The sequence below is a fragment of the Amycolatopsis sp. NPDC049252 genome, assembly GCF_043197175.1.
Lineage (GTDB): Bacteria > Actinomycetota > Actinomycetes > Mycobacteriales > Pseudonocardiaceae > Amycolatopsis.
The window spans coordinates 177118-201350 of record NZ_JBICSQ010000001.1; the positions used below are offsets into that span (position 1 = coordinate 177118).

Consider the following 24233-nt stretch of genomic DNA (forward strand, 5'->3'; position numbering starts at 1 on the left):
GCCACATCCGGCCAGACTGCCACCCGCTGCCCGGGTCAAGCCACGATGCGCGGCTCCGACGCCAGCCGCGACAGCACGTGCGTCAGCCGCCGCGCCGCCACGTCCCACTCCTCCAACGCGCTCCCGCGACCCAACGCCGCCGTGCGCAGTGCGCGGCGCAGTTCCGGGTCCGCGTACCAGCGGTGCAGGGCGTCCGCCAGTGCGAACGGGTCGTTCGGCGGGACCAGCAGTCCCGGCATCTCGCCGTCCGCGTCGACGCCCAGCGCGTCGTAGACGCCGCCCACCTCGGTGGCGAGGACCGGGATGCCGCGGGCCAGGGCCTGCGCGACGAACATGCCCGACGCGCCACCGCGCGACGGGATCACCAGCAGGTCCGCCGCGTTGTAGGCCGCTCCCAGGTCCACCGCGTCGCCGGCCAGGGTGATGCGGCCGCCCAGGCCCAGGCGCTCGATCGACCAGCCCAGCTCATCCACGTAGCCGGGAGAAACGGAAAGGGAGCCGACGCAGACGCACGACAGCGCCAGGTGGTCGACCTCGCCCAGGGCCTCGACCAGCACGTCCTGGCCGTTGCGGCGGGCGACGTCGCCGACGCACAGCAGGCGGGACACGCCGTCCGCGCCCGCGGCCAGCGGCGCCGCGTCGGTGCCCGGCTTGGCCACGTACACGCGGCCCGGGTCGAGGTCGTGGCGGTCGATCAGCAGCCGGGCCAGCCACGGGCTGGTCGCGACGACCATGCCGGCCATCCGCAGCGTCTCGCGCTCGCACGCGTCCAGCTCCGCGCGGTGCGCCGGGTCGAGGCCGGGCTCGTCGGCAAGGGCCTGGTGCACCAGCACGGCCAAGCGCAACCGCCGGGCGTGCGGGACGACGATCTCGGGCACGCCGGACGCGATCATGCCGTCGAGCAGCACCACCGTCCGGTCGGGCAACGCCGTGAGCGACCGCGCGAGCCGTCTGCGCGCGGTGGCGTCGGGCTCCGGCCAGTCGCCGTCGATCGGCAGCTCCAGCACCGGCTGCCCGACGGCGGGCAGGGTCTGGCACATGCGCTTGTCGTAGGTGTCACTGCCCGGCGGCGCGGCAGGCAGGATGAAGACCATCGGGTCGGCGGGCCTCATCGCGAGCGCCGGGGCACAGCGGTGGAATCGGGCACGGCTACCTCCAGCGCGGTCGACGACGATGACGGCTCATCTGTCACACGCGGGCGGTGGCCGAACGGTTCAGCTCTGGCTGTCGATCATCCAAACACCGTTCACCTGGACCATGGTGAACGTGTTCGTCTCGCTCTTGCTGCCGCCGCCCTTGAGGATGTAAACGAGGTGGGCGGTCACGCGGCCCGGCCCGCTCTCCGTGACGCTCGTGGCGTTGACCTGCGAATACCCGCCCCAGAACCCCTCGTACGTCTGGAAGGTCTGGTGCTTGGACGCCTTGAAGTGATCGGTCAGCAGGCCCCAGGCCTGTGTGAGGTTCCCCGGGAGCAGCTTGTAGTAGGAGGACAGGGCGTCGGCCGCGGTCGTCGCGGACGCCACCGTCGACACCGTCGGTGACGTGGGCGGCGCCGACGTCGAGGGCGCCGACGTGGGCGCGGGCGTCGGGGACGGCGAGGTGGAGGGAGGGGCCGAAGCCGAGGTGGAGGGCGGTGTGGACGACGCCGGCGGGGCGGCGTTGTCCTGCGGCGGTCTCTGGCGCACGACCAGCAGGATCGCCACGACGACCGCGACGCACAGCAGCGCCGCGCCCGCACCGACGGCGATCATGCCCTTGCGGGCGCCGGGTGACACCGTGGCGACCTCGCCCGCCGGGGGCGGGACGGCGGCCGAGGCCGGCATGTCGGGCACCGCGGCCGGGGCCTCCGGGATCGTCGCCGCGAGCACGGCCTCCCCCGGCTCCTCGTCGGTCAGCAGCGCCCGCAGCTCCCGCTCGACCTCGTCCATCGACGGCCGCTCGTCCGGCTCGGTGGCGAGCATCCGCAGCAGCAGCGGGGTCAGCCGCTCGGCCTTGACCGGGGGCTCGATCTCCCCGCTGGACGCCTTGTAGAGCAAGGCGATCGGGTTGTCCGCGGTGCCGTAGGGCGAGGTGCCCTCGACGGCGGCGTACAGCGTGGCGCCGAGGGAGAAGACGTCCGCCGCGAAGCTCGCGTCCTCGCCGCGGGCGATCTCGGGCGCGAGGTACGCGGGCGTTCCGGCGATCTCGCCGGTGGCGGTGAGCTTGACGTCACCGATCGCGCGGGAGATGCCGAAGTCGGTGATCTTCGCCGTGCCGTCGTCGGAGACCAGGATGTTGGCCGGCTTCACGTCGCGGTGCACGATCCCGACGCGGTGCGCGCCGGCCAGCGCGGAGCTGATCTGCGCGCCGATGCGGATGGCGTCGTCGACCGGGACCGGCTCGTCCTGGATCAGGACGGCGAAGCTCTTCGACGCGAGGTACTCCATCACCAGCCACGGCCGGTCCTCTTCCTCGAGGACGGCGAACACCGTGATCGCGTGGGAATGCTGCAGCCGGGCGGCGATCCGCGCCTCGCGCATCGCGCGGTTCTTCGCTTCTTCGGTGCGGTCCTCGTCGTGGTCGTGCGGCAGCAGGAGTTCCTTGATCGCCACCGTGCGTCCGAGCATCTCGTCCTGCGCGCGCCACACCGTGCCCATCGCACCGCCGCCGATCGGCTCGATCAGCCGGTACCGATCGCGGATCCGGCGACTTTCCACGAGCATCCACCATTCTCCGAAGCGGCCCACGAGATCCGGCCAGCATGCCAGGCTCATCCGCCGACCGGTACCAACGTAACCGAAAACCTTGCGCGGACAGTGCAATCACGCACGTGGCGCTGCCCACCGTGTACCCCGAAATCCTAACGAACAACCCCATACGCACGATCAAGCGCGTCCACGATCTCCTTGCGCAGCCCGGCACCGACCGCGATCGTCGCGGCGGAATCGACCGAATGCTCGCTTCCGTCGCGGTCGACGACGGCGCCGCCGGCCTCGCGCACGAGCAGCACACCGGCCATCGTGTCCCACGGGTTGTTGGACAGAATCAGTGCTGCGTCGAGCTTTCCGTCCGCCACCCACGCCAGGTCGATCGCCGCGCTGCCGTACATCCTGATCTTCTGCGCCCGCGCGCCCAGGTCCGAAAGGAGCAACAGCCGCGCGCGGTTCTTCTCGTCCGCGAGTTCGCCGATCGCGAAGTCACCCACGGCGATCATGGCGTCCGACAGCTCGGACGCGGCGGACGCGCCGACCCGCTCCCCGTTCGCGAACGCCCCTTCGCCCTGCGCGGCCGTGTAGGTGACGCCCAGATAGGGCAGGGTGATCGCCGCGACCGTGCTCTGCGCACCGTCCACGAGCGCCAGCGAAATCCCGCAGAGTGGAATTCCGCGCGCGAAGTTCGCGGTGCCGTCGATCGGATCGAGCGCCCACCACAGGTCACTGCTGTCGCCGCTGCGCCCGCGCTCCTCGCCGAGGATGCCGATCCCGGGTGTCTCGGCGGCGAGGAACTCGCGCAGCGCGTCCTCGACCGCGGTGTCGACGTCGGTCACCAGGTCGCGATCGCCTTTCGCGGAAACGGAAAAGTTCGGGCGCGACCGGATGATCCCGGTCGCCTTCGCCACGGCCTCGCGCGCGACGTCCAGTAGTGCGGCATGCTCGCTCATGCCACCCAACATAGAGAAGGGACGCGCCATGACCGACCTGTTCCCGCTCGCGACCACGGCCGACGAGCGGCGGCGGGGCGCGAAGGTCGCGGTGCTGCCGGTCGGCAGCTTCGAGCAGCACGGCGCGCACCTGCCGCTGGTGACCGACACGGTCATCGCGGCGACGCTCGCGAAGGCCGTCGCCGACGTCCACCCCGTGCTGCACCTGCCCCCGCTCCCGATCTCCTGCTCGCACGAGCACGCCGCGTGGCCCGGCACGGTCAGCATCTCCGCGCGCACGCTGCACGCCGTCGTCACCGACGTCGCGGACTCGCTGAAAGCGTCCGGCGTGGACCGGCTGGTGCTGGTCAACGGGCACGGCGGCAACTACGTACTGTCCAATGTGGTCCAGGAGTCGAACGGGTCGATGGCGCTGTTCCCCGCCGTCACCGACTGGCAGGCCGCGCACACCGCGGCCGGCCTGCGGACGTCGCTGGACGACGACATGCACGCGGGCGAGCTGGAGACGTCGATCCTGCTGCACGCGCACCCGCACCTGGTCCGGTCCGGTTACGAGACGGCCGACCACGTCACCGACCGGGAACACCTGCTGACGCTGGGCCTGCGGGCGTACACGGAGTCGGGCGTCGTCGGCCGTCCGTCGCTGGCGAGCGCGGCGAAGGGGCACGTCGTGCTGGACACGCTGGTCCAGCGCTTCTCCGCCGTCCTGGCGGTGCTACGCGCCTGACAGGTGCGGGAGCAGGTGGTCCATCCGCTCGGCCTTCGTCCGGAGATAGCGGAGGCTCTCCGGATTCGGCGGAACCAGCAGCGGAACCAGTTCACTGATCCGGATTCCGTAGCGGGTGAGCTGGTTGGCCTTTTCCGGGTTGTTCGACAGCAACCGCACCGAGCGGACCCCCAGGTCGGCCAGGATCCCGGCCGCCGAGTGGTAGTCGCGAGCGTCGATCGGCAGGCCGAGGGCCACGTTCGCGTCGACCGTGTCGAGGCCTTCGTCCTGCAGGCGCATCGCCTTGAGCTTGGCCAGCAGGCCGATGCCGCGTCCCTCGTGGCCCTGGACGTAGATCAGCACGCCGGCGCCCTCTTCGACGATCCGGTCCAGGGCCGCCGCGAGCTGGTCGCCGCATTCGCAGTGCGTAGACGCGAAGACGTCGCCGGTCAGGCACTCGCTGTGCACGCGGGTGAGCGTCCCGAGCTCGGTGATCTCCCCATGGACCAGGGCGACCTGCTCGGTGCCGGTCCGGTCGAGGTAGCCGACCGCGCGGAAGGTCCCGTGCCGCGTCGGGAGCCGGGTGTCGACCACCCGCTCGACCACGGCCCGGTGCGGCAGGTTTTCGACGGCTTCGCTTGCGGTCATGACTTCAATCCCATCTCCGATTCGACAGGAACGTCGGCCGCCGTGCGCGGGGCGGGAACGAGCGTTCCGGCGTGCGGAGCGCGGGCCAGGCGGAACCCGGCGACGCTCCGGACGAGCAGGACACCGGCGCCGGGCAGGCTCGCGACCAGCGAGAGCACGCCGTAGACGACGGCGACGGTGACACCCTGGGCGGCGCCGAGGCCGGCCGCGCCGAAGAGCAGGGCGCAGACGCCTTCACGCGGGCCGAAGCCACCGACGTTGAGCGGGAGACCCATCGCGAGCAGCGCGAGGATCATCAGGGGCAGCAGCTGCCCGACCGGCGCGTCCACCCCGGCGACCCGCGCGGCGACGACGAACAGGGCCAGGTGCCCGGCCAGCGTCGCGACCGACAGGAAGCCCACGGCGGGCCACGTCTCGCGGGTCAGCAGGCCGAGCCGGACGTCGGCGAGGGTGGCGGCGAAGCCGCGGCGCACCTTCGACGGGCTGTGGATCCAGCGGCCGCCGGCCACCCGGCCGACCACCACCGCGGCGACCGCGAGCAGCACCACGACGACCCCGCAGAGCGTCACGACCTGGCGGAACGCACCCGGCACGACCCCCGGCCAGGCCAGCACGACGGTGACCGCGGAGCCGATCAGCACGACCTGCCCGGCGGTGCGCTCGAGGACGACGGCACGCACGCCGCGCGGCACGTCGCCGGACTCGCGGCCGTGCTGGACCGCGCGGTGGACGTCGCCGAGGACGCCCGCGGGCAGCACGCCGTTGAGGAACAGGGCGCGGTAGTAGTCGCCGACCGCGGTCCGCAGCGAAAGCCGCAGGCCGAGCCGGGTGGCGACGATCTGCCAGCGACCCGCGCTGAACAGCGTCGTCGCGAAGCCGATGCCGAGCGCGGCGATGACGCCGACGGTGTCGATCCGGCCGAGGCCGTCGAGGAAGGCACCGCTGCCGAGCTGCCAGACGAGCACGGCGAGGATGCCGACGGCGCCGAGGATGCGCAGCCAGGCCAGCGCGCGCTTCACGCCGCCACCTCCAGGCTCGGCGGGAGGACCAGCAGGTCGCCGTGGTGGATCACCGCGTACAGCTCGCCGGCGGCGGCCATCTCCAGCCGTCGCTGCAGGTAGACGTCGGCGGCGGGGAGCAGGTCCGGGACCTGCTCGACGGCGGCACCGACCCAGCCTTCGAGCCACTTGCCCTGCAGTTCGGCCTGGTCCGGGCCGAGCCGCCAGGCGCTGTCCGCGCGGAGCACGGTCGCGCCGAGCCGGCCGAACGCGGTCGCGGCGACGTCGAGCGCCGCCGGACCCAGCAGGCGGCGGCCGCCGGTGATCCGGCGCTGGTGGGCGTTGAAGGCGGCGGTGACCTCGTCGTCGAGCGGGTCGGCCGGCGCCAGCTCCACGCGGCCGACCACGGAAAGCATCAGCAGCGCGGCGCAGCCGGCCTCGACGATCGCCCCGGCCAGCGCCGTGACCTCGTCCTTGGTCAGCAGGTCGAGCAGCGCCGACGCGGTGACCAGCGACGTCCCGTCGAGGTCGGCGGCGCGCAACGCCGTGACGTCGCGCTGCTCGGTGACGGCCTCGACGGGGCTGCCGTCGAGCGCGGTCCGCGGCAGGCCGGCGACGGCGTGGGCGAGCAGGTCGGTGTCGTGGTCGTGCAGGATCCAGTGCTGGGTGCCGGGCAGCCGCGCGGCCAGCCAGCGGCCGAGCGAGCCGGTGCCGCAGCCGAGGTCGCGGATGACGACCTCCTCGTCGTCGGTGAGGTAGTCCCGCAGCGGTTCGAGCAGCTGGGGCGCGCGGGCCGCCGCGTCGGCGGGCTCCCGCAGGCTCAGCCACTCGGGCGAGTAGGCACTCATGCGGCTGCCTCCTGCCGCTGGAGAACCTCGGCGATCCGGCGCGCGGTGTCGTCCCAGCCGGTCAGCGTCTCGCGGCGCAGCTTCGCCGAGGTGCGCAAACGCTTGCGCAGGTCGGACTCGGTCAGCCAGCGGCGCAGCGCGGCCCCGAGCGCTTCGACGTCGTCACCCGGCACGAGCATCCCGGGGACCGTGCCGTCCGGCGCGACGCCGACGGTGTCGGGCAGCGCGTCGACGTCGGTGGTCAGCACCGGCACGCCGCGGGAGAGGGCCTCGGTGACGACCATGCCGAACGTCTCGGCGCGCGAAGGCAGCACCAGCAGGTCGGCGGTGTGGTAGGTCGTGGCGAGCGCCTGGCCGGACCGCGGGCCGGTGAGGGTGAAGCGGGCGCCGAGGCGGTGTTCGCGCAGGCGCTCGACGTACTTCGTCTCGCGGCGGATCCCGCCGACGCATTCGCAGGTCCAGCGCAGGTCGGCGACGGTTTCGAGGGCCTGGGCGAGCACGCCCTGGCCCTTGCGCGGGGTCACGTTGGCCACGCAGACCAGCCGCGACATCCCGTCGGTGCCGATCGACAGCGGCGCCGGGTCGACCCCGGGCGTCACGGCGTGGACGCGGTGCGGGGCCAGGCCGTGGTGGCGGATCAGCCGCCGCGCGGCCCACTGGCTGGTCGCGACGACCGAGCTCGCGGCGTGCAGCGTCTCGCGCTCCAGCGCGTCCAGCTCGGCGGCGAGCGCGGGCGGCAGGCCGGTCTCGTCGGCCAGCGGCAGGTGCACCAGAACCGACAGCGACAGCCGCCGCGCCTGCGGCACGATCACCTCGGGCACGCCGCACGCGACCAGGCCGTCGAGCAGCACGGCGGACCCGGTCGGCAGCGCCGAGAGCAGGTGGCCGAGCACCGCGCGGGTCTCGGTGTCCGGCCGCGGCCAGCTGCCGCGGACGGCGATCTCGTGCACGTCCAGCCCGGCCGCGGTGAGGCCGTCGCACATCCGGCGGTCGTAGGTGTTGCCGCCGCTCGGGACGGCCGGATCGTCGACGTCACCCGGCAGGATCACGTAGATGCTGTTCACAGCGCACGCTCGTAACTCGCCCAGGCGACGTGTGATTCCTTCAGCGAGACGGTGATGCCTTCGAGGCCACGCGCGCCTTCGCCGAGACGTCCGGCTTGGACGGCGTCGGCGAGGCGGTCGGCGATGACCTTCGCGAGGAACTCGGTCGAGGTGTTGATGCCCTTGAACACCGGCTCGTCGTCGAGGTTGCGGTAGTTCAGGTCGCTCAGCACCGCCCCGAGCTCTTCCGTGGCCTTGCCGATGTCGACGACGATGTTGTCCTCGTCGAGGTCGGTGCGGCGGAAGGTGGCATCCACCACGAAGGTCGCGCCGTGCAGGCGTTGCGCGGGTCCGAAGACCTCCCCGCGAAAGCTGTGGGCGACCATCACGTGGTCACGGACGGTGATGCTGAACACCAAGACCTCCGATGCGTTCGGGTGGACGTGGTTACTGCGGCTGATACATGACACGGAGGCAGCGGGCGGAAAGTTCATTCGCGGCCAACCGGGGTAACACGGACGGCAGCTCGTCAAACACGCATTCGCCGTTGACCAGCGCTTCGAACGCCGGGTCGGCCAGAAGATCGAGAGCGACCCCGAGGCGCTGCGCGTAGTCGCGGTCCGGGCGGGCGACCGTCCCGACCTGGCTGCTGCGGATCGTCAGCCGCCGCGAATGGAAGTTCTCGCCGAGCGGCACGCTCACCCGCCGGTCGCCGTACCAGGACAGCTCGACGACCTCACCCTCCGGCGCGAGCAGCTCCAGGGCCTTCGCGAGCCCGGCTTCCGTCGCGCTCGCGTGGACGACGAGGTCGCAGTCACCCAGCGCGTCCTCCGGCGTCGTGAAGTCGACGCCGAGCGCGTCGGCGACCTCTTTCTGTTTCGGGTCGACGTCGACCAGCTGTACGCGCGTCGCGGGGAAGCCGGAGAGGAGCTTCGCGACGCTGCAGCCGACCATCCCGGCGCCGATCACCGCGATCCGGTCGCCGAGCCGCGGCCGCGCGTCCCACACGGCGTTCACCGCGGTCTCGACCGTACCGGCGAGGATCGCGCGGCCGGGCGGGACGTCGTCGGGCACCAGGGTCACGGCGCTCGCCGGGACGACGTACGCGGTCTGGTGCGGGTAGAGGCAGAAGACGGTCCGGCCCCGGAGCTCGCTCGGGCCCTGCTCGACGACGCCCACGTTGAGGTAGCCGTACTTGACCGGGCCGGGAAAGTCGCCCTCCTGGAACGGCGCGCGCATGACGTCGTACTGGCTCGCCGGGACGCCGCCGCGGAACACGAGGGTCTCGGTGCCGCGCGAGACGCCCGAATACAGCGTGCGCACAAGGACTTCGTCCGGTCCGGGGTCGGGCAGCGTCACGGGCCGGATCTCGCCTTCGCCCGGCTTTTGAACCCAGAAAGCGCGTTCCACGTGTTTCTCCTAGCAGGCGACCGGAGGCTGGTGTCGCCGCCACCCTATGAGCAAATTCGCGGAGCGGACGATGATCAAGCACGGACTTCTCCTACGCGCGGCGGTGCCGGCGTGGGTGCTCACCGCCGGAGCCGTCGCCGGTGGCCTCGCGCCGATCGCCTGGGCGACCGGGCTCGTGTTCGGGCTCGCGCTGGTGCTGCTGACGGGCTGGGGCCTGCGGCGCACCGGGCGCGGGAGCTTCGGCCCGGCGGACTGGATCACGTTCGCCCGCGCGACGCTGGTCGGCTGCGCCGCCGAGCTGATCGCCGACGGCGGTCACCCGCACGCCTGGCTGGTCGGGCTCATCGCCGTCGCCCTGCTCCTGGACGGCGTCGACGGCCAGGTCGCCCGCCGCACCGGCACGACGTCCGAGTTCGGCGCGCGCTTCGACATGGAGGTCGACGCGTTCCTGATCCTGCTGCTGTGCGTCCAGGTGGCCGAAACGGCCGGGCTGTGGGTGCTCGCGATCGGCCTGATGCGGTACGCGTTCGTCGCGGCCAGCTGGGCCATGCCCTGGCTGACGGCGCCGCTGTACCCGAGCATGGCGCGCAAGACGGTGGCCGCGGTCCAGGGCGTGGTGCTGGTGGTGGCGGTCTCCGAGATCCTGCCGGCGGCGTGGACGTTCGCGGCGGTGGCCGTCGCGCTGGCGTCCCTGGTCTGGTCCTTCGGCCGCGACGTCGTCTGGCTGGCCCGGACCCGAGTCCCCGCCACCCGCCCAAGCGCGATCGTGACGATCACCCGCAGCACGGCCTGGCCGAGCCACAACCAGGCCGCCTAACCCCGGTTAGGCGGCACCTCAGCCGGATTCGCGGGCGGCCTTGGCGCGGCGCTTGCCTTCGTGCATCGCGGCCACCCGGGCGATCGGGATCGTGTGGCCCTCCTCGACCAGGTCCGCGGGCAGCACGAACGGTTCCGGCATCTCCTCGGTCCACGGGTCACCGTCGGCCAGCAGACCCGGCGCCGTGTGCACCGTGAAGTCGGCCGGCTTGACCCCGTCGAGGTCGGCCCAGCGGACCGGGAACGACACCGGCGCACCCGGGCGGACGCGGGGGCTGTAGACGCAGACGACCGTGCCGCCGCCGGAGCGGGTCGAGTCCAGGAAGACCTTGCCGTCACGGCGTTCCTTGACGAACTCCGTCGTGCCGCGGGCCGGGTCGATGCGCTCGGCCCGGGCCGCGACGGCCCGGGTGGCCGCCGCGATGTCCTCGGTCGACTGGCCCGGCGCGAGCGGGACGAAGACGTGCAGGCCCTTCGACCCACTGGTCTTGACAGCGCCGTCGAGACCGTCGGCCTTGAGCGCCTCCCGCACCAGCTTCGCGGCGTCGATCGCCAGCGTGAACGGACCGTCCTCCGGCGGGTCGAGGTCCAGGACCAGGTGCGTCGGGCCGGTCGTCGGCTCGCCGCGGAAGAGCGTCACGTGGTACTCGATCGCCCGCTGGTTGCCGAACCAGACCAGCGTGCGGACGTCGTTGGCCAGCCCGTAGCTGACTTCACGGCGGGAGCGGTCGGCCCACAGCGACGTCCGCGCCACCCAGTCCGGCGTGTACTTCGGCAGGTTCTTCTGCATGAACGGCTCCTGGCCGCGCAGCACCCGCACCACCGACAGCGGCCGGTCGCGCAGCTCCGGCAGCATCCGGTCGGCGACCGCTTCGAGGTAGTCGAGCAGGTCGCGCTTGGTGGCCCCCGCCTCCGGGAAGACCTCCTGGTCGAGGCTGCTCAACTTGACGCCGTGACGGAGCTCATCGCTGCTCATCGGCCCACCTTCGCGTCCGCGCGCGAAGCGGTCAACTCGCTGCGGTGCTTCGTCAGACCGGCGGGCGGCCGGTGCGCAGCCGGCGGCGCAGGTCCCAGAGGCAGAGGTTGAACGGAAACCGCCGCAGCGGCCCGGGGCTGCGGCGGACGCACACGCCGAGCGCGCGCAGGAGTGCGTCGAACCGGCGCTGGTCGGCCGGGGTCCAGGTCAGCCGCATCTCCGCGCGGAAGTGCGGCGGGAGGAAGCCGGTGGTGACGAACCGGTGGAACGGGCGGCCGAGCGCGGCCGCGGCGGGCGGCAGGAACCGCAGGTCGACGAGGTCGTTCAGGTAGCGGCGGACGGTGTCGTCGATCGCGACCTCCGCGACGCCCTGAGTCCAGTACTCCTCGAAGGCGTCGCGGTCTCCCGGCCACATCCCGGGGTCGACCTGCAGGGTCGTGCCGAGCGTCGCGGCCTCGCGGTAGAACCGTTCCGGATCGCCGCCCACGAACGCGAGGTAGACGTCCTCGAACCCCTTGTACAGGCAGGCGGCGACCCAGAGCTGGAGATCGGGGTCGAAGGCGTCGTAGGCGACGGGACTGTCCGGCGTCGAGTGGACCTGGGTGTGGGCCCGGTTGACGCCGCGGCGGTAGGCGGCGCGCTCGGCGTCGGTACCCATGGTGGCGACGGCGAGGTAGGTGAGGGTGGTCCGCTTCCGCTTCGCCGGATGCCGGAAGAGGTTCCCGCTGTCGACCCGGCTCTCCAGCACGCCGTAGCCGACCGGCGCGCGCGAGAGCTGCATGATCACGTTCGCGCTGCCGGCCAGCAGCCCGGCGCCGAGAACGGCGTCGCGGAGAGCGGTCGCGGCCATCGGGACGCCTCCTCGCGTGAGCGGGTTCCGCGTCCCAGGAAACGCCGCTGTTGACGTCATGTCAAGAGCCGAAGCCCGGCTTCAGCTCCCGAAGCTTCCGCAGGTCGGCGGCCGGATAGACGCTCCGGGCGACTTCCGCTGGGTCGTGTTCGCCGTACACGAACGGCAGCAGGCGCCCGGTCGTCCACGGCGCCAGCGCGTCGAACAGCTTCGCGTGGGCCTGCCGGACCGGGCCGATCCCGTCGTCGCCGACCACCGAAAGCGCTCGCACGACGAACTCGGCCGCGCTGTCCCAGCCCACGCCCGGCACCTCCGGCGTCCGGGCGAGCGCACCGCCCAGCCGGTCGACGATCAGCACGGTGTCGACGTCCGCACCGGGACCGGCGTGCTCGACGACCGAGTCGAGCATGGCGTTGTTGAGCTGGGTGACCGTCGCGTTGGTGCCGTGGTAGCCATGCGGATTCGGCGGCTCGGCGGCGATCGACCCGGAGTCGCTGAACGGCATCCGCTTGAGCGTGTCCATCAGCGCTGGCGCGGCGGCCCGCAGCGGCGCCACCAGCTCGTCACCGCCGTCGCCGAGGTAGGCGACGCGCACGTGCGCGATGTGCTTGCCCCGCAACGGTTCCGGCAGCATCGGCAGGTCGGGGTACGGGATCAACGCGAGCGACGTCGTCAGCGTGTCCGGCGCGGCCGCCGACCACGTGCGCCAGGCCCGCAGCACGGCAGGGATGTCGGCCGTGTCGAAGTACAGGCCACCGCCGTACAGGTCGGCCACGGGAACGAGGTCGAACTCCAGCGCCGTGACGATCCCGAAGGCCGCCCGGCCGCCGCGCAGGGCCCAGAACAGGTCGGAGCCCGGTTCGACGTGCCGAAGCTCGCCGTCGGCGGTCACGACGTCGATCGCCCGCACGTGGTCGGCGGCGCGGCCGTACTTCCGGGCCATCAGGCCGAAGCCGCCGCTGAGCGTGTAACCGACCACGCCGACGTCCGGGGACGAGCCGCTGAGCGGGGCGAGCCCGTGCTTCGCGGCGGCTTCGAGGACGGCGCCCCAGCGGACCCCGGCCTCGACGCGGGCGGTGCCGGCCTCGGCGTCGATCTCGACGCCGGTCATCCGGCGGGTGCTGATCAGCAGTCCTTCGGTGCCCGCGGTCAGGCCGTGCCCGGTGGCCTGCACGGAGACCGGCAGGTCGTGGGCGGCGGCGAACCGGACGGCGGTGACGACGTCGTCGGCGGTCTCGGCGCCGACGACCACGGCGGGCCGGCTCGCGACTGCGAGCTGGAACCCGGCGACCTCCTCGGCGTAACCGTCCTGACCGGGCTCGAAGACCTGGCCGGTGAGCGGGGTGACGTCCATCGTGAACTCCTCCTTCGGTGCTCCTTCCACCTTCGGCCCGCGACGATCAGAAGTCCAAGATCTGGTTTGTCTGGAAGCTAGAATCAGTGCTTATGGAACTGCACCAGCTCGCGTACTTCGTCGCCGTGGCGGAGGAAGGCAACTTCACGCGCGCGGCCGAGCGGATGCACGTCGCCCAGCCCGGGGTCAGTGCGCAGATCCGGCGGCTCGAGCGTGAGCTCGGGCAGGAGCTGCTGGACCGGTCCGGGCGCACGGTCCGGCTCACCGACGTCGGCGCGGCCGCGCTGCCGCACGCGCGGGCCGCGCTCGCGGCGGTGCGTGGGGTGCGCGAAGCCGTCGACGAGCTGGCCGGGCTCGTCCGCGGCCAGGTCGCGCTCGGCGCCGTGACGTCGGCGGGTCCGGTCGGCCTGCCGGACCTGCTCGCCCGGTTCCACGAGCGGTACCCGGCGGTGGAGATCACCCTGGCCGAGGCCAACTCCGACACGATGCTGACGGCGTTGCGGGAGGGTCGGCTCGACCTGGCGGTGGTCGGCCTCGCCGCGGACCCGCCGCCCGGCATCACGACGCAGGTGTTGATCGACGAGCCGTTTCTCGCGGTCACCGCACCGTCGGGGCCCCTGGCCGACCGGACGGAGGTTGCGCTGGCCGACCTGGCCGGTCTGCCGCTGATGGCGTTGCCGAAGGGCACCGGCCTGCGCACCGCCTTGGACGGCGCGTTCGCCGCCGAAGGTCTGACACCCCGGATCGCGTTCGAGGCGGCCGATCCGAACGTGCTGGTGCAGCTGGCGCTGCGCGGGCTCGGCGTCGCGGTCGTCCCGGAATCACTCGCCCGCTACCACGAGGGCGACGTCCGGGTGCTCGACATCGTCCGGCCGCGGCTGCGCGGCGTGCTGGCCCTGGCGTGGCGCGATCCGGGCCCCGCCGGACCCGCGGCCAAGGCCTTGATCGCGTTCGCCAGAAGGCACCTGCCCCGGCCTTCCTGAGGTTGGCGGCATGGGTCGGTCACGCACCGCGACGCCATATGCTCGCCCGCGACGATCACACCGACGGGGGAACGACTTGCGCACGATGAGCCATGAGGAGTACCTCGGCAGCCGGCGCTTCCCCGGGCTCGACGGCCTGCGTGCGCTGGCCGCGACGATGGTCATCTTCTTCCACTTCGGCGGCCCGAACTGGGGCTGACTGTCGGGTTGGGTCGGCGTCTACATCTTCTTCGTGCTGTCCGGCTTCCTGATCACCACGCTGCTGCTGCGCGAGCAGGACCGCACCGGCCGGATCTCGCTGTCGAACTTCTACATCCGCCGGGTGTTCCGGATCCTGCCGCCGTACCTGGTGATCCTCGGCGGCATCGTCGCGTTCGTAATCTTGCGCGGGGAGTTCCACGCCCGCGGCTTCCCGACCGCGCTGAAGTTCTACCTGACGTTCCTCAACGAGTTCCTGCCGTCGTTCACCAACGGCACGGACAACTTCTTCAGCGGCTCGTGGACGCTGGGCATCGAGGAGAAGTTTTGCCTCGTCTGGCCGTTCCTGCTGGTCGTGATCGGGATCGGCGCGGCCAAGCGCAAGTTTCCTGATGGTCGGCACCGCGATGGTCGTGCTGCTGGCGCTGGTGCCGGTGACCAGCGGCTGGACGGTCGGGTCGTCGCCCGTCGCGCTCTACACCTCGACCATCCACTACTTCATCCTGGCCGGCGGCTGCCTGCTGGCGATCCTGCTGCACTACAGCCGCGGATACGCGGCGCTGAAGCCGCTGACGCACCCGCTGGCCGCGATCCCGATCGTCGCCGCGTTCGCGGTGCTGCACACGAACTTCGACACCCTGTGGCACGAGACGAACCAGAACATGCTCCTGCTGGTCGGCTACGCGGTGCTGACGATGCTGCTGCTGATCGTCCTGGTCAGCCCGGGCCCGCTGCGCCGGCTGCTGGGCACGGCCCCGATGCGCTTCGTCGGCGAGCGGTCGTACTCGCTCTACCTGCTGCAGGGCCCGGTGCATTTCGTGGTCGTCCAGGCGGTGCCGGGGCTTGCGGTGAACCGCACGGTCACCGGCGTGACGGTATTCCTGGTCGCCTTGGCGATCGCGGACCTGATCCACCGCTGGGTGGAGAAGCCCCTGATCAACGCGGGCAAGCGGGTGATCGCCCGGAAGGGAGCCCGGCGCGAGGAGCGGGAGGCTGTCGACAGCCACCCGCCGAACCCCGCGCCGAGCCCCCGACGGCGTCGGTTTCCTAGCGCTCCAGGACCACGATCGGGATGATCCGGTCCGTCTTCTTCTCGTATTCGGCGAAGCCCTCAGCGTGGGCGATCATGCCCGCGTAGAGGCGGTCGCGCTCCGCGCGGTCGGCGATCACCGTGGCCGTCGCCTCGAACTTCTCCGTGCCGATCTCGACGGTGACCTTCGGGTTCGCGACCAGGTTGTGGAACCAGGCCGGGTTCTTCGGCGCGCCGCCCATGGACGCGGCGATCACGATGCGGTCGCCGTCGCGGGTGAAGGCCAGCGGGGACAGGCGCTCTTCGCCGCTCTTCGCCCCGATCGTCGTGAGCAGCAGCACGTTCTTGCCCTCGAACATGCCGCCGACGATGCCCGCGTTCGCGCGGAACTCCTCGATGACCCCCTTGTTCATCTCGCGAACTTCGGCCAACCCCGGAACCTCGGACGTCATCTCGACCCCTGTTTCTTGCCGGTACGCTCGATCGGTGCCCCCGAGGTAGGCTCGGGAGCAATCGAAGCGTTTGTTTTGCAAACAAAGCTACCGACGGGAGGAGTGCGATGTCAACGGAAGCCGGCCTGAGTGTCGAGGACGGCGTGCGGCAACTCCTGCTGCTCATGCCGCGCCTGGTCGGCCGGGCGAAGCGCACTCCGGTCCCCGACGAGCTCGACGGCTGCGCGCTGGCGCCTCGCCACCTCTCGCTGCTGTCCTACTTGCTCTTCGACGGCCCGATGACGGTCACCGAACTCGCCGGCCGCCTCGAGGTCGCGCCGACGACGGCGAGCCTGATGGTCGGCGACCTCAGCCGCCAGGGCGTGCTCAACCGCGACGAGGACCCGGCCGACCGCCGCCGCACGATCGTCAGCATCACGCCGGACAAGCGCCCGGCCGTCGACGCCTGGCTGGCCCGCGGCGCGCAGGCCTGGAGCAACGCCCTGGCCCCGCTGACGCCGGCCGAGCGCAAGCTGGTGATCTCGACGCTGGAGGCCTACGAACGCGGCACCTGCGAAAGCCCCACCTGCTGACTCAACCCGTGTCGTCCATCCAGGTACGCGTGTCGTCCCGCTGGGTACCCGTGTCGTCCACGCAGGTACGCCCGCGGCCGGGCACCACCGCCATCGCGCGTGACACAACGGACGACACGCGTACTCAGGCGGACGACACGCGTACCTGGACGGACGACTCGGCTCAGTCGTCGCTGCCCTTCTCACGGGCCAGCTTCCGCTGTGCCTCCGCGCGTTCGCGGCACTTGCGGAGGAACTCCTCGTCGTCGTCCGCGCTCGTCGCCGCGAAGCGGCCCGGCCGGTCGTACTCCGGGAACGCGGGCGCGTTGCGCTCGTAGCGGCCGGTGGCGCGCGACACCTGCTGCGGACGGCCCGCGACCAGCCAGACGATCGAGCCGACCAGCGGCACCAGCACCACGAGCAGCAGCCACAACATCTTCGGCAGGTTGCGGCACGACGACTCGTCCGTGGTGATCACGTCGACCAGACAGAAGATCCACAACCCGAGCGTGACGAAGCCGAGCAGCCCATCCATGTACAGCAATTTCCGGCCTTCCCCCAGACAAATGAACGCGGTAGTTCTAGCAGAGGCCACCAGCGGAACTTCCGCGGGTCACCCGCAGTACCGCGGGCATCCGGAGATTCGGCGACGACACCCACGCCGTTTCCGCTTCTGTCAGGCGAAAACCGCGCAGCGCCTCGAGAACGCCGGTGGCGAGCGCGATCGCGTGCGCCGGACCCGGGCATTCCCGTGGCCCGGCACCGAACGGCGTCCCGCTCAGTTCGACCGTGACGTCCTCGCCGCCGATCCGGCGGCGGGTGCGCAACACCGGCGGGTCGGCCAGGAGCTCGCCCGGTTTTCCGGCCAGTGACGCGGAAAGCGCGTTGCCGATGAGGCCGGCCGTGGCGTCGCAGGCCTGGACCAGCAGGCCGATCCGCGCGGCCGCGAGTTCGGTGGCTCCGCCGCACGCCTCGATCAGCCGTGACATCGCCGCCTCCGCCGCGTCCGACGGCGTGACGTGCGGGTGGTACGCGGCCGCGACCAGCGCCACCTCCGCCGAGACGTCGGGCAGCCCGAGCGCCTCCGCGAGCACGCCGACCGGCACCGGCCGGGCGATCACGGCCATCACGTCGACGTCTTCGACGTCCGCCATGATCCGCCGCGTCCATGCGAAAGCCTTGTCCCGCAACGATTCCGGTTCGACGTCGGCGAGCAGATCAACCGCCAGGGACCGCCGCCGGGCATGATCGGAGCCGTTGCTGAAACGCGCGACGGACGCGCGCAGCCAGGCGACACCGCCGATCGGGACGTCGGCGGGAACGGCGGGCACCGGAGCGGTCAGCTGGGTCATGCGGCGACCGTAGGCGAGGGAAGCGTCGGCGCCCGCCGAAGTTTCGGAGCACCGGCAGTCAGAGCACCGAGGACGCCGGGAACCACGTCGCCTGCGGGCCGGCGCAGCGCGTCACCCGCGGGACGTCGTGCTGGAACCACCACGCCTCGGTGACCCGGCCGTCGGGCAACCGGTACGTCGGCGGGCCGGCCACGCGGGCCAGCCCGGCGGCCTGCAGCGACCGCGCGCTCGCGACGTTGCCCACCTCGGCGCCCGCCCGCACCCGCGGCAGGCCCAGGTGATCGTGCGCCAGGGTCAGCCCGGCGGCGAAGAGCACCCGGCCGATGCCGCGGCCGCGGTAGTCCGGGGCGAGGTAGCCGCCGGTCTCCGGGCCGCCGTCCTCGCCGGTGTGCACGCTGACCAGGCCGACGCAGCGGCCGGCCTCGACGTCGATCATCACCAGGTCGATCGACTGCGGATCGGGCGACACCCAGTCCGGGCCGGTGCCGGGCACGACCCGCAGCGCGTCCGCGCGGGCCCCCCGGGCGACGATCGAATCACGCTGCCAGCCGAGCCAGCGCTGCGCGGCGGGATCGCTGCCGCAGGCGACGGCGGCGGCGTACTCCCAGGCGGTGGGCGTGCGGAACAGGAACGGCCCGGAGCGCACCACATGGCCCTGCCGGTCGCAGGTCCGCTTGGACATCAGGCGGCCGCGCCGGGTGAGCCGGTCGAAGATCCCCTTGGTGGCTGGCAGCATCGCGGCGAAATCGTAGCGGAGCCCCCGGCGGCCGGTTGTTATTGTGGCCGGATGACGGCCGTACCCGAGGCAACCGAACTGGACGGCTCCGGCCGTGCGGCCCAGCCTCGCCAGCTCATCGTGACGGTGTACGGCCTCTATTCGCGCAACGAGGGCGGCTGGCTCTCGGTCGCTTCGCTGATCGACCTGCTGGCCGCCGTCGGGGTCGACGAGCCCGCCGTGCGCTCGTCGATCTCCCGGCTGAAGCGCCGCAGGATCCTCGAGGCGGTGCGCCGCAACGCGACAGCCGGGTACGAGCTGTCCGACGACGCCCGCGAGATCCTGCGCGAGGGTGACGAGCGGATCTTCCGCCGCGAGCGCGCGACCCCGGCCGACGGCTGGCTGCTCGCGGTGTTCTCGGTGCCGGAGACCGAGCGCCACAAGCGCCACCTGCTGCGCACCCAGCTCGCCCGGATGGGCTTCGGCACCGCCGCCTCGGGCGTCTGGATCGCGCCGGCGCACCTGCACGACGTCACCGCGGAGGCCCTGACGCGGCTCGGCCTCTCCGGGTACGCCGACCTGTTCCGGGCCGACCACCTGGCCTTCGGCGACGTCGCGGCGAAGGTCCGCGACTGGTGGGACCTCGACCGGCTCGACGAGCTGTACACGACGTTCCTGGACGAGCACGGCCCGGCGCTGCGGCGCTGGCAGCGGCGCAAGTCCGTCGCCGACGAGGAGGCCTTCGGCGACTACGTCCGGGTGCTCACCGGCTGGCGGCGGATGCCGTACCTCGACCCCGGCCTGCCCGCGGAGTTCCTGCCGCACGACTGGTCGGGCATCCGCGCGGCCGAGCTGTTCTTCGAGCTGCACGCCCGGCTGGAGGACCCGGCCCGCGCGTACGTCTCGCGGGCGATCAACCTCGGCTGAGGACCGCGAAACCCTGGACCTCGACCAGCGCTTCCTCGTCCCAGAGCCGGTCGACGCCGATGCCGGCCATCGCCGGGTACTCGGTGCCCGCGAGGCGCCGCCAGACCGCGCCGATCTCGCGTGCGTGCGCCCGGTAGTCCGCCATGTCGACGATGTAGATCGTCACGCTGCACAAATCCGCAGGAGAGCCGCCGGCCGCGCGCAGCGACGTCAGCAGGTTGCCGAGCGCGCGTTCGAACTGCGCGACGACACCGTCGCCGACGATCTTGTTCGACGCGTCCAGCGCGGTCTGCCCGGCGAGGAAGACGACCCGGCCCTCGGCGACCACCGCGTGCGAGAACCCGGACGGCTTGCCCAGCTCCGGCGGGTTGATGCGTTCCATGCGGACACCGTAGACCATCTTTCGCCTTATTGACGGTCGTACGCATGACGACATACCCTGGACGGCGTGCGTATCGCGGTCATCGGCGGCGGCCCGGCGGGCCTGTACTTCGCCGCGCTGACGAAACAGCTCGGCCCGGGTCACGAAATCACGGTCTGGGAGCGCAACGCGCCCGACGACACCTTCGGCTTCGGCGTGGTCTTCTCCGACGAGACGCTGGGCGGCATCGAGCACGCCGACGCCACGGTGCACGACGCCATGAGCGCCGAGTTCGCCCGCTGGGACGACATCGACGTGCACTACCGCGGCACCGTCACCACCTCGGGCGGCCACGGCTTCGCCGCGATGAGCCGCAAGCGCCTGCTCGGCATCCTGCAGAACCGCTGCGCCGAACTCGGCGTCGAGCTGCGCTTCCGCGAAGAGGCACCGGCGGATCTCTCGGGCTACGACCTGGTCATCGCCGCCGACGGCGTCAACTCGGCCGTGCGGTCGCGGTTCGCCGAGCACTTCCGGCCGAGCGTCGAGACGCGCCGGTGCCGCTACATCTGGCTCGGCACGGATCTGGTGTTCGACGCCTTCAAGTTCTACGTCCTCGAGACGCCGGCCGGGATCATGCAGATCCACGGCTACCCGTACGGCCGCGACGGCAGCACGTTCATCCTCGAGGTGCAGGAAGACGTCTGGCAGCGGACGTTCGGTTCGATCGCGGCGACCTCGCTCAAGCCGGGCGAGAGCGACGAGAAGTCGATCTCGCTGATTCGCGAGCTGTGCGCCGACGTGCTGCAGGGCCACGGCGTGCTGGCGAACAACTCGAAGTGGGTCACGTTCGGCACCGTGCGTTGCGAGACCTGGGTGCACGGCAACGTCGTCCTCCTCGGCGACGCCGCGCACACCGCGCACTTCTCGATCGGCTCCGGCACGAAGCTGGCGATGGAGGACGCGCTCGCGCTGGCCGCGTGCCTGCACGAACAGCCGGGGGTCGCGGAGGCGCTCAAGGCGTACGAGCTGGAACGACGCCCGGTCGTGACGTCGACACAGCGCGCGGCGCAGGCCAGCCTGGAGTGGTTCGAGAACATCGCGCAGTACACCCACCAGGACCCGCCGCAGTTCGCGTTCAACATCCTGACGCGCAGCCGCCGCGTCACCTACGACAACCTCCGCCTGCGCGACCCGGAGTTCGCGGGCGAGCTGGACCACTGGTTCGCCGGCTCGCTCGGCACGACGTCGCGGCCGCCGATGTTCCAGCCGTTCCGGCTCGGTGAACTGGAGCTGTCGAACCGGATCATCGTGTCGCCGATGGACATGTACTCCGCTGTGGACGGTGTGCCGGGCGACTTCCACCTGGTGCACCTGGGAAGCAAGGCCCTCGGTGGCGCCGGGCTGGTGATGACCGAGATGGTCTGCGTCTCGCCCGAAGGGCGGATCACGCCCGGCTGCGGCGGCCTCTACACGGCCGAACAGGAAGCCGGGTGGAAGCGGGTCGTCGACTTCGTGCACACCCAGTCGGCCGCCCGGATCGGCGTCCAGTTGGGACACTCCGGTCGCAAGGGTTCGACGAAGCTCATGTGGGACGGCATCGACGAGCCACTGCCGTCGGACAACTGGGAAGTCTGCGCGCCCTCGGCATTGCCCTACTCCGAACGGAACCAGGTTCCACGCGAACTGTCCACAACGGACATGGCGTCAATCCGCGCGGAGTTCGTCGCCTGTACTGAGGCCGCGGCTCGCGCCGGGTTCGACGTCCTCGAGCTGCACTGCGCGCACGGCTACCTGCTCTCGTCCTTCCTTTCGCCCCTGACCAACCGGCGGACCGACGAGTACGGCGGTTCACTGGAGAACCGGCTGCGCTTCCCGCTCGAAGTCTTCGACGCGGTCCGCGCGGCTTGGCCCGCCGAGCGGCCGATGACCGTCCGGATCTCGGCGACCGACTGGGCGGACGGCGGGATCGACGCCGACGACGCCGTCGAGATCGCCCGCGCGTTCGCTTCCCGTGGTGCCGCGGGCATCGACGTCTCCACTGGCCAGGTGGTTTGTGACGAAAAGCCGCAGTACGGCCGCAGCTACCAGACACCGTACGCCGACCGGATCCGCAACGAGATCGGGCAGGAGTACGGCATCGCGGTGATCGCCGTCGGCGCGATCTCTTCGTACGACGACGTCAACTCGCTGGTCCTGGCCGGGCGCGCGGACCTGTGCGCCCTGGGCCGCACACACCTCTACGATCCACAGTGGACGTTGCACGCGGCGGCCGAGCAGGACTACCCGCTGCCGTGGCCGAAGCCGTTCGCCGCGGGCAACCGCAAGCCGCAGACCGGCCGCAGCGACGGCCCGGAACCGCGGCTGGACCTCGTCCGGTCGGGGCCGACCGGCACCGCCCACGCCCGCTGGCGACCGGGAGCCTCGTCATGACCTTCACCCTCGACACGGACCAGCTCGCCTTCGCTTCGCAGGTGCGGAAACTGGCCGAGGAGCAGCTGCGCCCGCTCGCCGAGTCCGGTGTGGAGGGTGCGGTGAACCGCCCGCTGCTCAAAGGGATGGGCGCACTCGGCCTCCTCGCGCGGCTTTTCCCCGGTGTCGCCGACGGAAAGCCGTCACGCCAGGCGGCCGCGACGGACCTGTGCATCCTGCGGGAGACCCTCGCCACGGTCAGCACCGAGGCCGAGACGGCATTGGCCTTGCAGGGACTGGGAAGTTACCCCGTGCTCCAGTCCGGACAGGACGATCAGGTCGCGAAGTGGCTGCCCGCCGTCGCGGCCGGCGACGCGGTCGCGGCGTTCGCGCTGACCGAGCCGGACGCCGGTTCGGACGCGGCCGCGCTGTCCCTGAAGGCCGAGCCCGACGGCGACGGCTGGCGCCTCACGGGCGAGAAAATGTGGATCTCCAACGCGCCCGAAGCCGACTTCTACACGGTCTTCGCGCGCACCACGGAAGGCGCCGGTGCACGCGGCGTCAGCGCGTTCGTCGTCCCCGGCGACCGTCCCGGACTCGGTGGCGAACACCTCGACCTGGTCAGCCCGCACCCGATCGGCACGGTCACGTTCGACGGCGTCGAAGTCCGCCGCGAAGAGCTGCTCGGTGAGGAGAACCGCGGCTTCGCCGTCGCGATGCGAACGCTGGACCTGTTCCGGCCGAGCGTCGGCGCGTTCGCCGTCGGGATGGCGCAGGCGGCGCTGGACGCCACTGTGGACTACACCGGCGAGCGGGAAGCCTTTGGTGGCCCGCTGATCAAGCAACAGGCGGTGGCGCACGCGCTGGCGGAGATGGCGACGCGCACGGAAGCCGCGCGGCTTCTGGTCTACGCGGCGGCAGGCGCGTACGACGCGGGCGAGCAGAACCTCGGCGGACGTGCGGCGATGGCGAAGCTGTTCGCCACCGAGGCCGCGCAGTTCGTCGTCGACTCGGCCGTGCAGCTGCACGGCGCGCGAGCCCTGCGGCGTGGCCATCTGCTGGAGCACCTCTACCGCGAGGTCCGCGCCCCGCGCATCTACGAAGGAGCGTCGGAGATCCAGCGGACGATCATCGCGCGCTGGCTGGCTTCCGCTCGAGCCACCACTGACTGAAGACGAGCGCGATCGCGACGCCGCCCCACGACGAGATCGCCGCGACGCTCTGGGAGTAGGCCAGCTCACTGCCTCCGAACATGGTCGGGATCCGGGGCTCCAGCACGACCATCGCGATCGGGCTGATGAGGCGGCTGACGAGAATCGAAAACGTCATCGCCGCACTACGGATCATCCACCGGCGGTGGTCGCCGAACCGCCGTTCCCGCACCGCGCGCCAACCGGCGAAGGTGCACCCGAGCCAGAGCAGCGCCGAGAGGACGTCACTGACCCTCGTCGTCGGACCGAACGGGCTCTGCGACCCGATGACCAACGCCATCGTCCCGGCCGGCAGCACCCCGGCGAAGACGTACGCGCGGCCGGCGTAACGGTGGAAAACCGGGTGCGTCCGCCGCAGCCACGGCCAGATCTGCAGCACAGCGCCCACCATGGCAACCGATCCGAAGATCACGTGCGCGACGAGGAACCAGTAGTGCGCGGGAAACCCGTCCGGCTGCGGCACCCGCGACCGCGCCGGCTCGAAGGCGAGATAGGGCGGTAGCGAGAAGGCGAGAAAGGCGCCCACGAGCAGGGCGAGCGGCCCGATCCAGGGCCGCCGCCACCAGGTCGTCTTCCGAGGCGCGGGGCTGATCTCCGTCCGGACGCTCATGACTCCCCCAAGGGTCGGCTACCCCTACGAAGCTAGGGAAACCCCCGGGTCCGGACCATGGGGCCCACCACCTGCACCCTGGTGGGGCCCGCCTTACCGCCGAAAAGCCGTGAATGGCACATTGAGGGACTCTGAGTCCCTCAAT

Annotated in this window: 26 protein-coding genes and 1 pseudogene; 9 read left to right on the forward strand and 18 right to left on the reverse strand. The window is 71.7% G+C overall.

Annotation, left to right across the window (positions count from 1 at the left end; all coding sequences use genetic code 11):
• Positions 1-35 precede the first annotated feature (35 nt).
• The 3 genes from ACGFMK_RS00865 to ACGFMK_RS00875 form a co-directional block, all read right to left on the reverse strand.
• Entirely contained in the window at positions 36-1175 is a 1140-nt protein-coding gene (locus ACGFMK_RS00865) for a glycosyltransferase (protein WP_392757532.1), read from the reverse strand.
• 39 nt (positions 1176-1214) lie between these two features.
• A complete protein-coding gene (locus tag ACGFMK_RS00870; RefSeq protein ID WP_392755847.1) occupies positions 1215-2702 on the reverse strand; it encodes a serine/threonine-protein kinase in 1488 nt (495 codons plus the stop codon).
• Between the two features lie 137 nt (positions 2703-2839).
• Positions 2840-3640: an inositol monophosphatase family protein gene (locus ACGFMK_RS00875; RefSeq protein ID WP_392757535.1), complete on the reverse strand. Its 801-nt coding sequence runs from the start codon at positions 3638-3640 to the stop codon at positions 2840-2842.
• Positions 3641-3668: 28 nt separating this feature from the next.
• Between ACGFMK_RS00875 and ACGFMK_RS00880 the strand changes: the two genes are divergently transcribed.
• Positions 3669-4367: a creatininase family protein gene (locus ACGFMK_RS00880; protein ID WP_392755849.1), complete on the forward strand. Its 699-nt coding sequence runs from the start codon at positions 3669-3671 to the stop codon at positions 4365-4367.
• On the opposite strand, the gene ribA is transcribed toward ACGFMK_RS00880, so the two are convergent.
• The 6 genes from ribA to ACGFMK_RS00910 are packed head-to-tail and all read right to left on the reverse strand — an operon-like array spanning position 4356 to position 9293.
• The gene (ribA, locus tag ACGFMK_RS00885; protein WP_392755851.1) at positions 4356-4994 is read right to left on the reverse strand and encodes a GTP cyclohydrolase II; all 639 of its coding nucleotides are present in this window, start codon (positions 4992-4994) and stop codon (positions 4356-4358) included. The two genes, ACGFMK_RS00880 and ribA, sit on opposite strands and share 12 nt — an antisense overlap.
• Positions 4991-6013 (reverse strand): YbhN family protein, encoded by a 1023-nt coding sequence (locus ACGFMK_RS00890; protein WP_392755854.1) that lies wholly within the window; start codon positions 6011-6013, stop codon positions 4991-4993. Before ACGFMK_RS00890 ends, ribA begins: the two co-directional genes overlap by 4 nt.
• Complete coding sequence (locus ACGFMK_RS00895; protein WP_392755857.1) at positions 6010-6840, reverse strand: SAM-dependent methyltransferase; 831 nt, start codon at positions 6838-6840, stop codon at positions 6010-6012. The genes ACGFMK_RS00890 and ACGFMK_RS00895 overlap by 4 nt, the downstream gene beginning before the upstream one ends.
• Complete coding sequence (locus ACGFMK_RS00900) at positions 6837-7904, reverse strand: glycosyltransferase family 4 protein (protein ID WP_392755860.1); 1068 nt, start codon at positions 7902-7904, stop codon at positions 6837-6839. The genes ACGFMK_RS00895 and ACGFMK_RS00900 overlap by 4 nt, the downstream gene beginning before the upstream one ends.
• Positions 7901-8299 (reverse strand): 6-pyruvoyl tetrahydropterin synthase family protein, encoded by a 399-nt coding sequence (locus ACGFMK_RS00905; protein ID WP_392755862.1) that lies wholly within the window; start codon positions 8297-8299, stop codon positions 7901-7903. The genes ACGFMK_RS00900 and ACGFMK_RS00905 overlap by 4 nt, the downstream gene beginning before the upstream one ends.
• Before the next feature lie 31 nt (positions 8300-8330).
• A complete protein-coding gene (locus ACGFMK_RS00910) occupies positions 8331-9293 on the reverse strand; it encodes a zinc-binding alcohol dehydrogenase (RefSeq protein ID WP_392755865.1) in 963 nt (320 codons plus the stop codon).
• A 70-nt stretch (positions 9294-9363) separates the two neighbouring features.
• Between ACGFMK_RS00910 and ACGFMK_RS00915 the strand changes: the two genes are divergently transcribed.
• Positions 9364-10110 (forward strand): CDP-alcohol phosphatidyltransferase family protein, encoded by a 747-nt coding sequence (locus tag ACGFMK_RS00915; RefSeq protein WP_392757537.1) that lies wholly within the window; start codon positions 9364-9366, stop codon positions 10108-10110.
• A gap of 18 nt (positions 10111-10128) precedes the next feature.
• Here the strand turns inward: ACGFMK_RS00915 and ligD are convergent, their stop codons facing one another.
• The 3 genes from ligD to ACGFMK_RS00930 form a co-directional block, all read right to left on the reverse strand.
• Complete coding sequence (gene ligD, locus ACGFMK_RS00920) at positions 10129-11085, reverse strand: non-homologous end-joining DNA ligase (RefSeq protein ID WP_392755868.1); 957 nt, start codon at positions 11083-11085, stop codon at positions 10129-10131.
• Positions 11086-11137: 52 nt separating this feature from the next.
• Positions 11138-11935, reverse strand: a complete 798-nt coding sequence (locus ACGFMK_RS00925) for an oxygenase MpaB family protein (RefSeq protein WP_392755871.1) — start codon at positions 11933-11935, stop codon at positions 11138-11140.
• 61 nt (positions 11936-11996) lie between these two features.
• Entirely contained in the window at positions 11997-13289 is a 1293-nt protein-coding gene (locus tag ACGFMK_RS00930; RefSeq protein WP_392755874.1) for an FAD-binding oxidoreductase, read from the reverse strand.
• A 92-nt stretch (positions 13290-13381) separates the two neighbouring features.
• Between ACGFMK_RS00930 and ACGFMK_RS00935 the strand changes: the two genes are divergently transcribed.
• From ACGFMK_RS00935 to ACGFMK_RS00945, 3 genes and pseudogenes are all read left to right on the forward strand, one after another.
• Positions 13382-14272, forward strand: a complete 891-nt coding sequence (locus ACGFMK_RS00935) for a LysR family transcriptional regulator (RefSeq protein ID WP_392755878.1) — start codon at positions 13382-13384, stop codon at positions 14270-14272.
• Between the two features lie 232 nt (positions 14273-14504).
• Positions 14505-14765, forward strand: a pseudogene (locus ACGFMK_RS00940) (acyltransferase family protein); the annotation flags it as partial.
• Positions 14766-14862: 97 nt separating this feature from the next.
• The gene (locus tag ACGFMK_RS00945; protein WP_392757583.1) at positions 14863-15546 is read left to right on the forward strand and encodes an acyltransferase family protein; all 684 of its coding nucleotides are present in this window, start codon (positions 14863-14865) and stop codon (positions 15544-15546) included.
• Here the strand turns inward: ACGFMK_RS00945 and ACGFMK_RS00950 are convergent.
• Positions 15518-15913, reverse strand: coding sequence for a nitroreductase family deazaflavin-dependent oxidoreductase (locus tag ACGFMK_RS00950; RefSeq protein WP_392755880.1), 396 nt, complete (start codon positions 15911-15913; stop codon positions 15518-15520). The two genes, ACGFMK_RS00945 and ACGFMK_RS00950, sit on opposite strands and share 29 nt — an antisense overlap.
• 146 nt (positions 15914-16059) lie before the next feature.
• Here ACGFMK_RS00950 and ACGFMK_RS00955 point away from each other — a divergent pair, with 146 nt between their 5' ends.
• Positions 16060-16524 (forward strand): MarR family winged helix-turn-helix transcriptional regulator, encoded by a 465-nt coding sequence (locus ACGFMK_RS00955; RefSeq protein WP_392755883.1) that lies wholly within the window; start codon positions 16060-16062, stop codon positions 16522-16524.
• A gap of 163 nt (positions 16525-16687) precedes the next feature.
• Here ACGFMK_RS00955 and ACGFMK_RS00960 read toward each other — a convergent pair whose 3' ends face one another.
• From ACGFMK_RS00960 to ACGFMK_RS00970, 3 genes are read right to left on the reverse strand one after another with little or no spacing between them, the layout of a single operon-like run.
• A complete protein-coding gene (locus tag ACGFMK_RS00960; protein ID WP_392755886.1) occupies positions 16688-17047 on the reverse strand; it encodes a PLDc N-terminal domain-containing protein in 360 nt (119 codons plus the stop codon).
• 37 nt (positions 17048-17084) lie between these two features.
• A complete protein-coding gene (locus ACGFMK_RS00965) occupies positions 17085-17855 on the reverse strand; it encodes a hypothetical protein (RefSeq protein WP_392755888.1) in 771 nt (256 codons plus the stop codon).
• 58 nt (positions 17856-17913) lie between these two features.
• Positions 17914-18591, reverse strand: coding sequence for a GNAT family N-acetyltransferase (locus tag ACGFMK_RS00970; protein WP_392755890.1), 678 nt, complete (start codon positions 18589-18591; stop codon positions 17914-17916).
• A gap of 51 nt (positions 18592-18642) precedes the next feature.
• On the opposite strand from ACGFMK_RS00970, the gene ACGFMK_RS00975 reads away from it, so the two are divergent.
• Entirely contained in the window at positions 18643-19497 is an 855-nt protein-coding gene (locus ACGFMK_RS00975; RefSeq protein WP_392755892.1) for a PaaX family transcriptional regulator C-terminal domain-containing protein, read from the forward strand.
• Here the strand turns inward: ACGFMK_RS00975 and ACGFMK_RS00980 are convergent.
• Positions 19484-19879: a RidA family protein gene (locus ACGFMK_RS00980; RefSeq protein WP_392755894.1), complete on the reverse strand. Its 396-nt coding sequence runs from the start codon at positions 19877-19879 to the stop codon at positions 19484-19486. The two genes, ACGFMK_RS00975 and ACGFMK_RS00980, sit on opposite strands and share 14 nt — an antisense overlap.
• 66 nt (positions 19880-19945) lie before the next feature.
• Between ACGFMK_RS00980 and ACGFMK_RS00985 the strand changes: the two genes are divergently transcribed.
• Both ACGFMK_RS00985 and ACGFMK_RS00990 read left to right on the forward strand, forming a co-directional pair.
• Positions 19946-22288, forward strand: a complete 2343-nt coding sequence (locus tag ACGFMK_RS00985; RefSeq protein ID WP_392755896.1) for a bifunctional salicylyl-CoA 5-hydroxylase/oxidoreductase — start codon at positions 19946-19948, stop codon at positions 22286-22288.
• Positions 22285-23439, forward strand: coding sequence for an acyl-CoA dehydrogenase family protein (locus tag ACGFMK_RS00990; RefSeq protein WP_392755898.1), 1155 nt, complete (start codon positions 22285-22287; stop codon positions 23437-23439). Before ACGFMK_RS00985 ends, ACGFMK_RS00990 begins: the two co-directional genes overlap by 4 nt.
• Here ACGFMK_RS00990 and ACGFMK_RS00995 read toward each other — a convergent pair.
• The gene (locus tag ACGFMK_RS00995; protein ID WP_392755900.1) at positions 23396-24088 is read right to left on the reverse strand and encodes a DUF2306 domain-containing protein; all 693 of its coding nucleotides are present in this window, start codon (positions 24086-24088) and stop codon (positions 23396-23398) included. The two genes, ACGFMK_RS00990 and ACGFMK_RS00995, sit on opposite strands and share 44 nt — an antisense overlap.
• Positions 24089-24233: the final 145 nt, after the last annotated feature.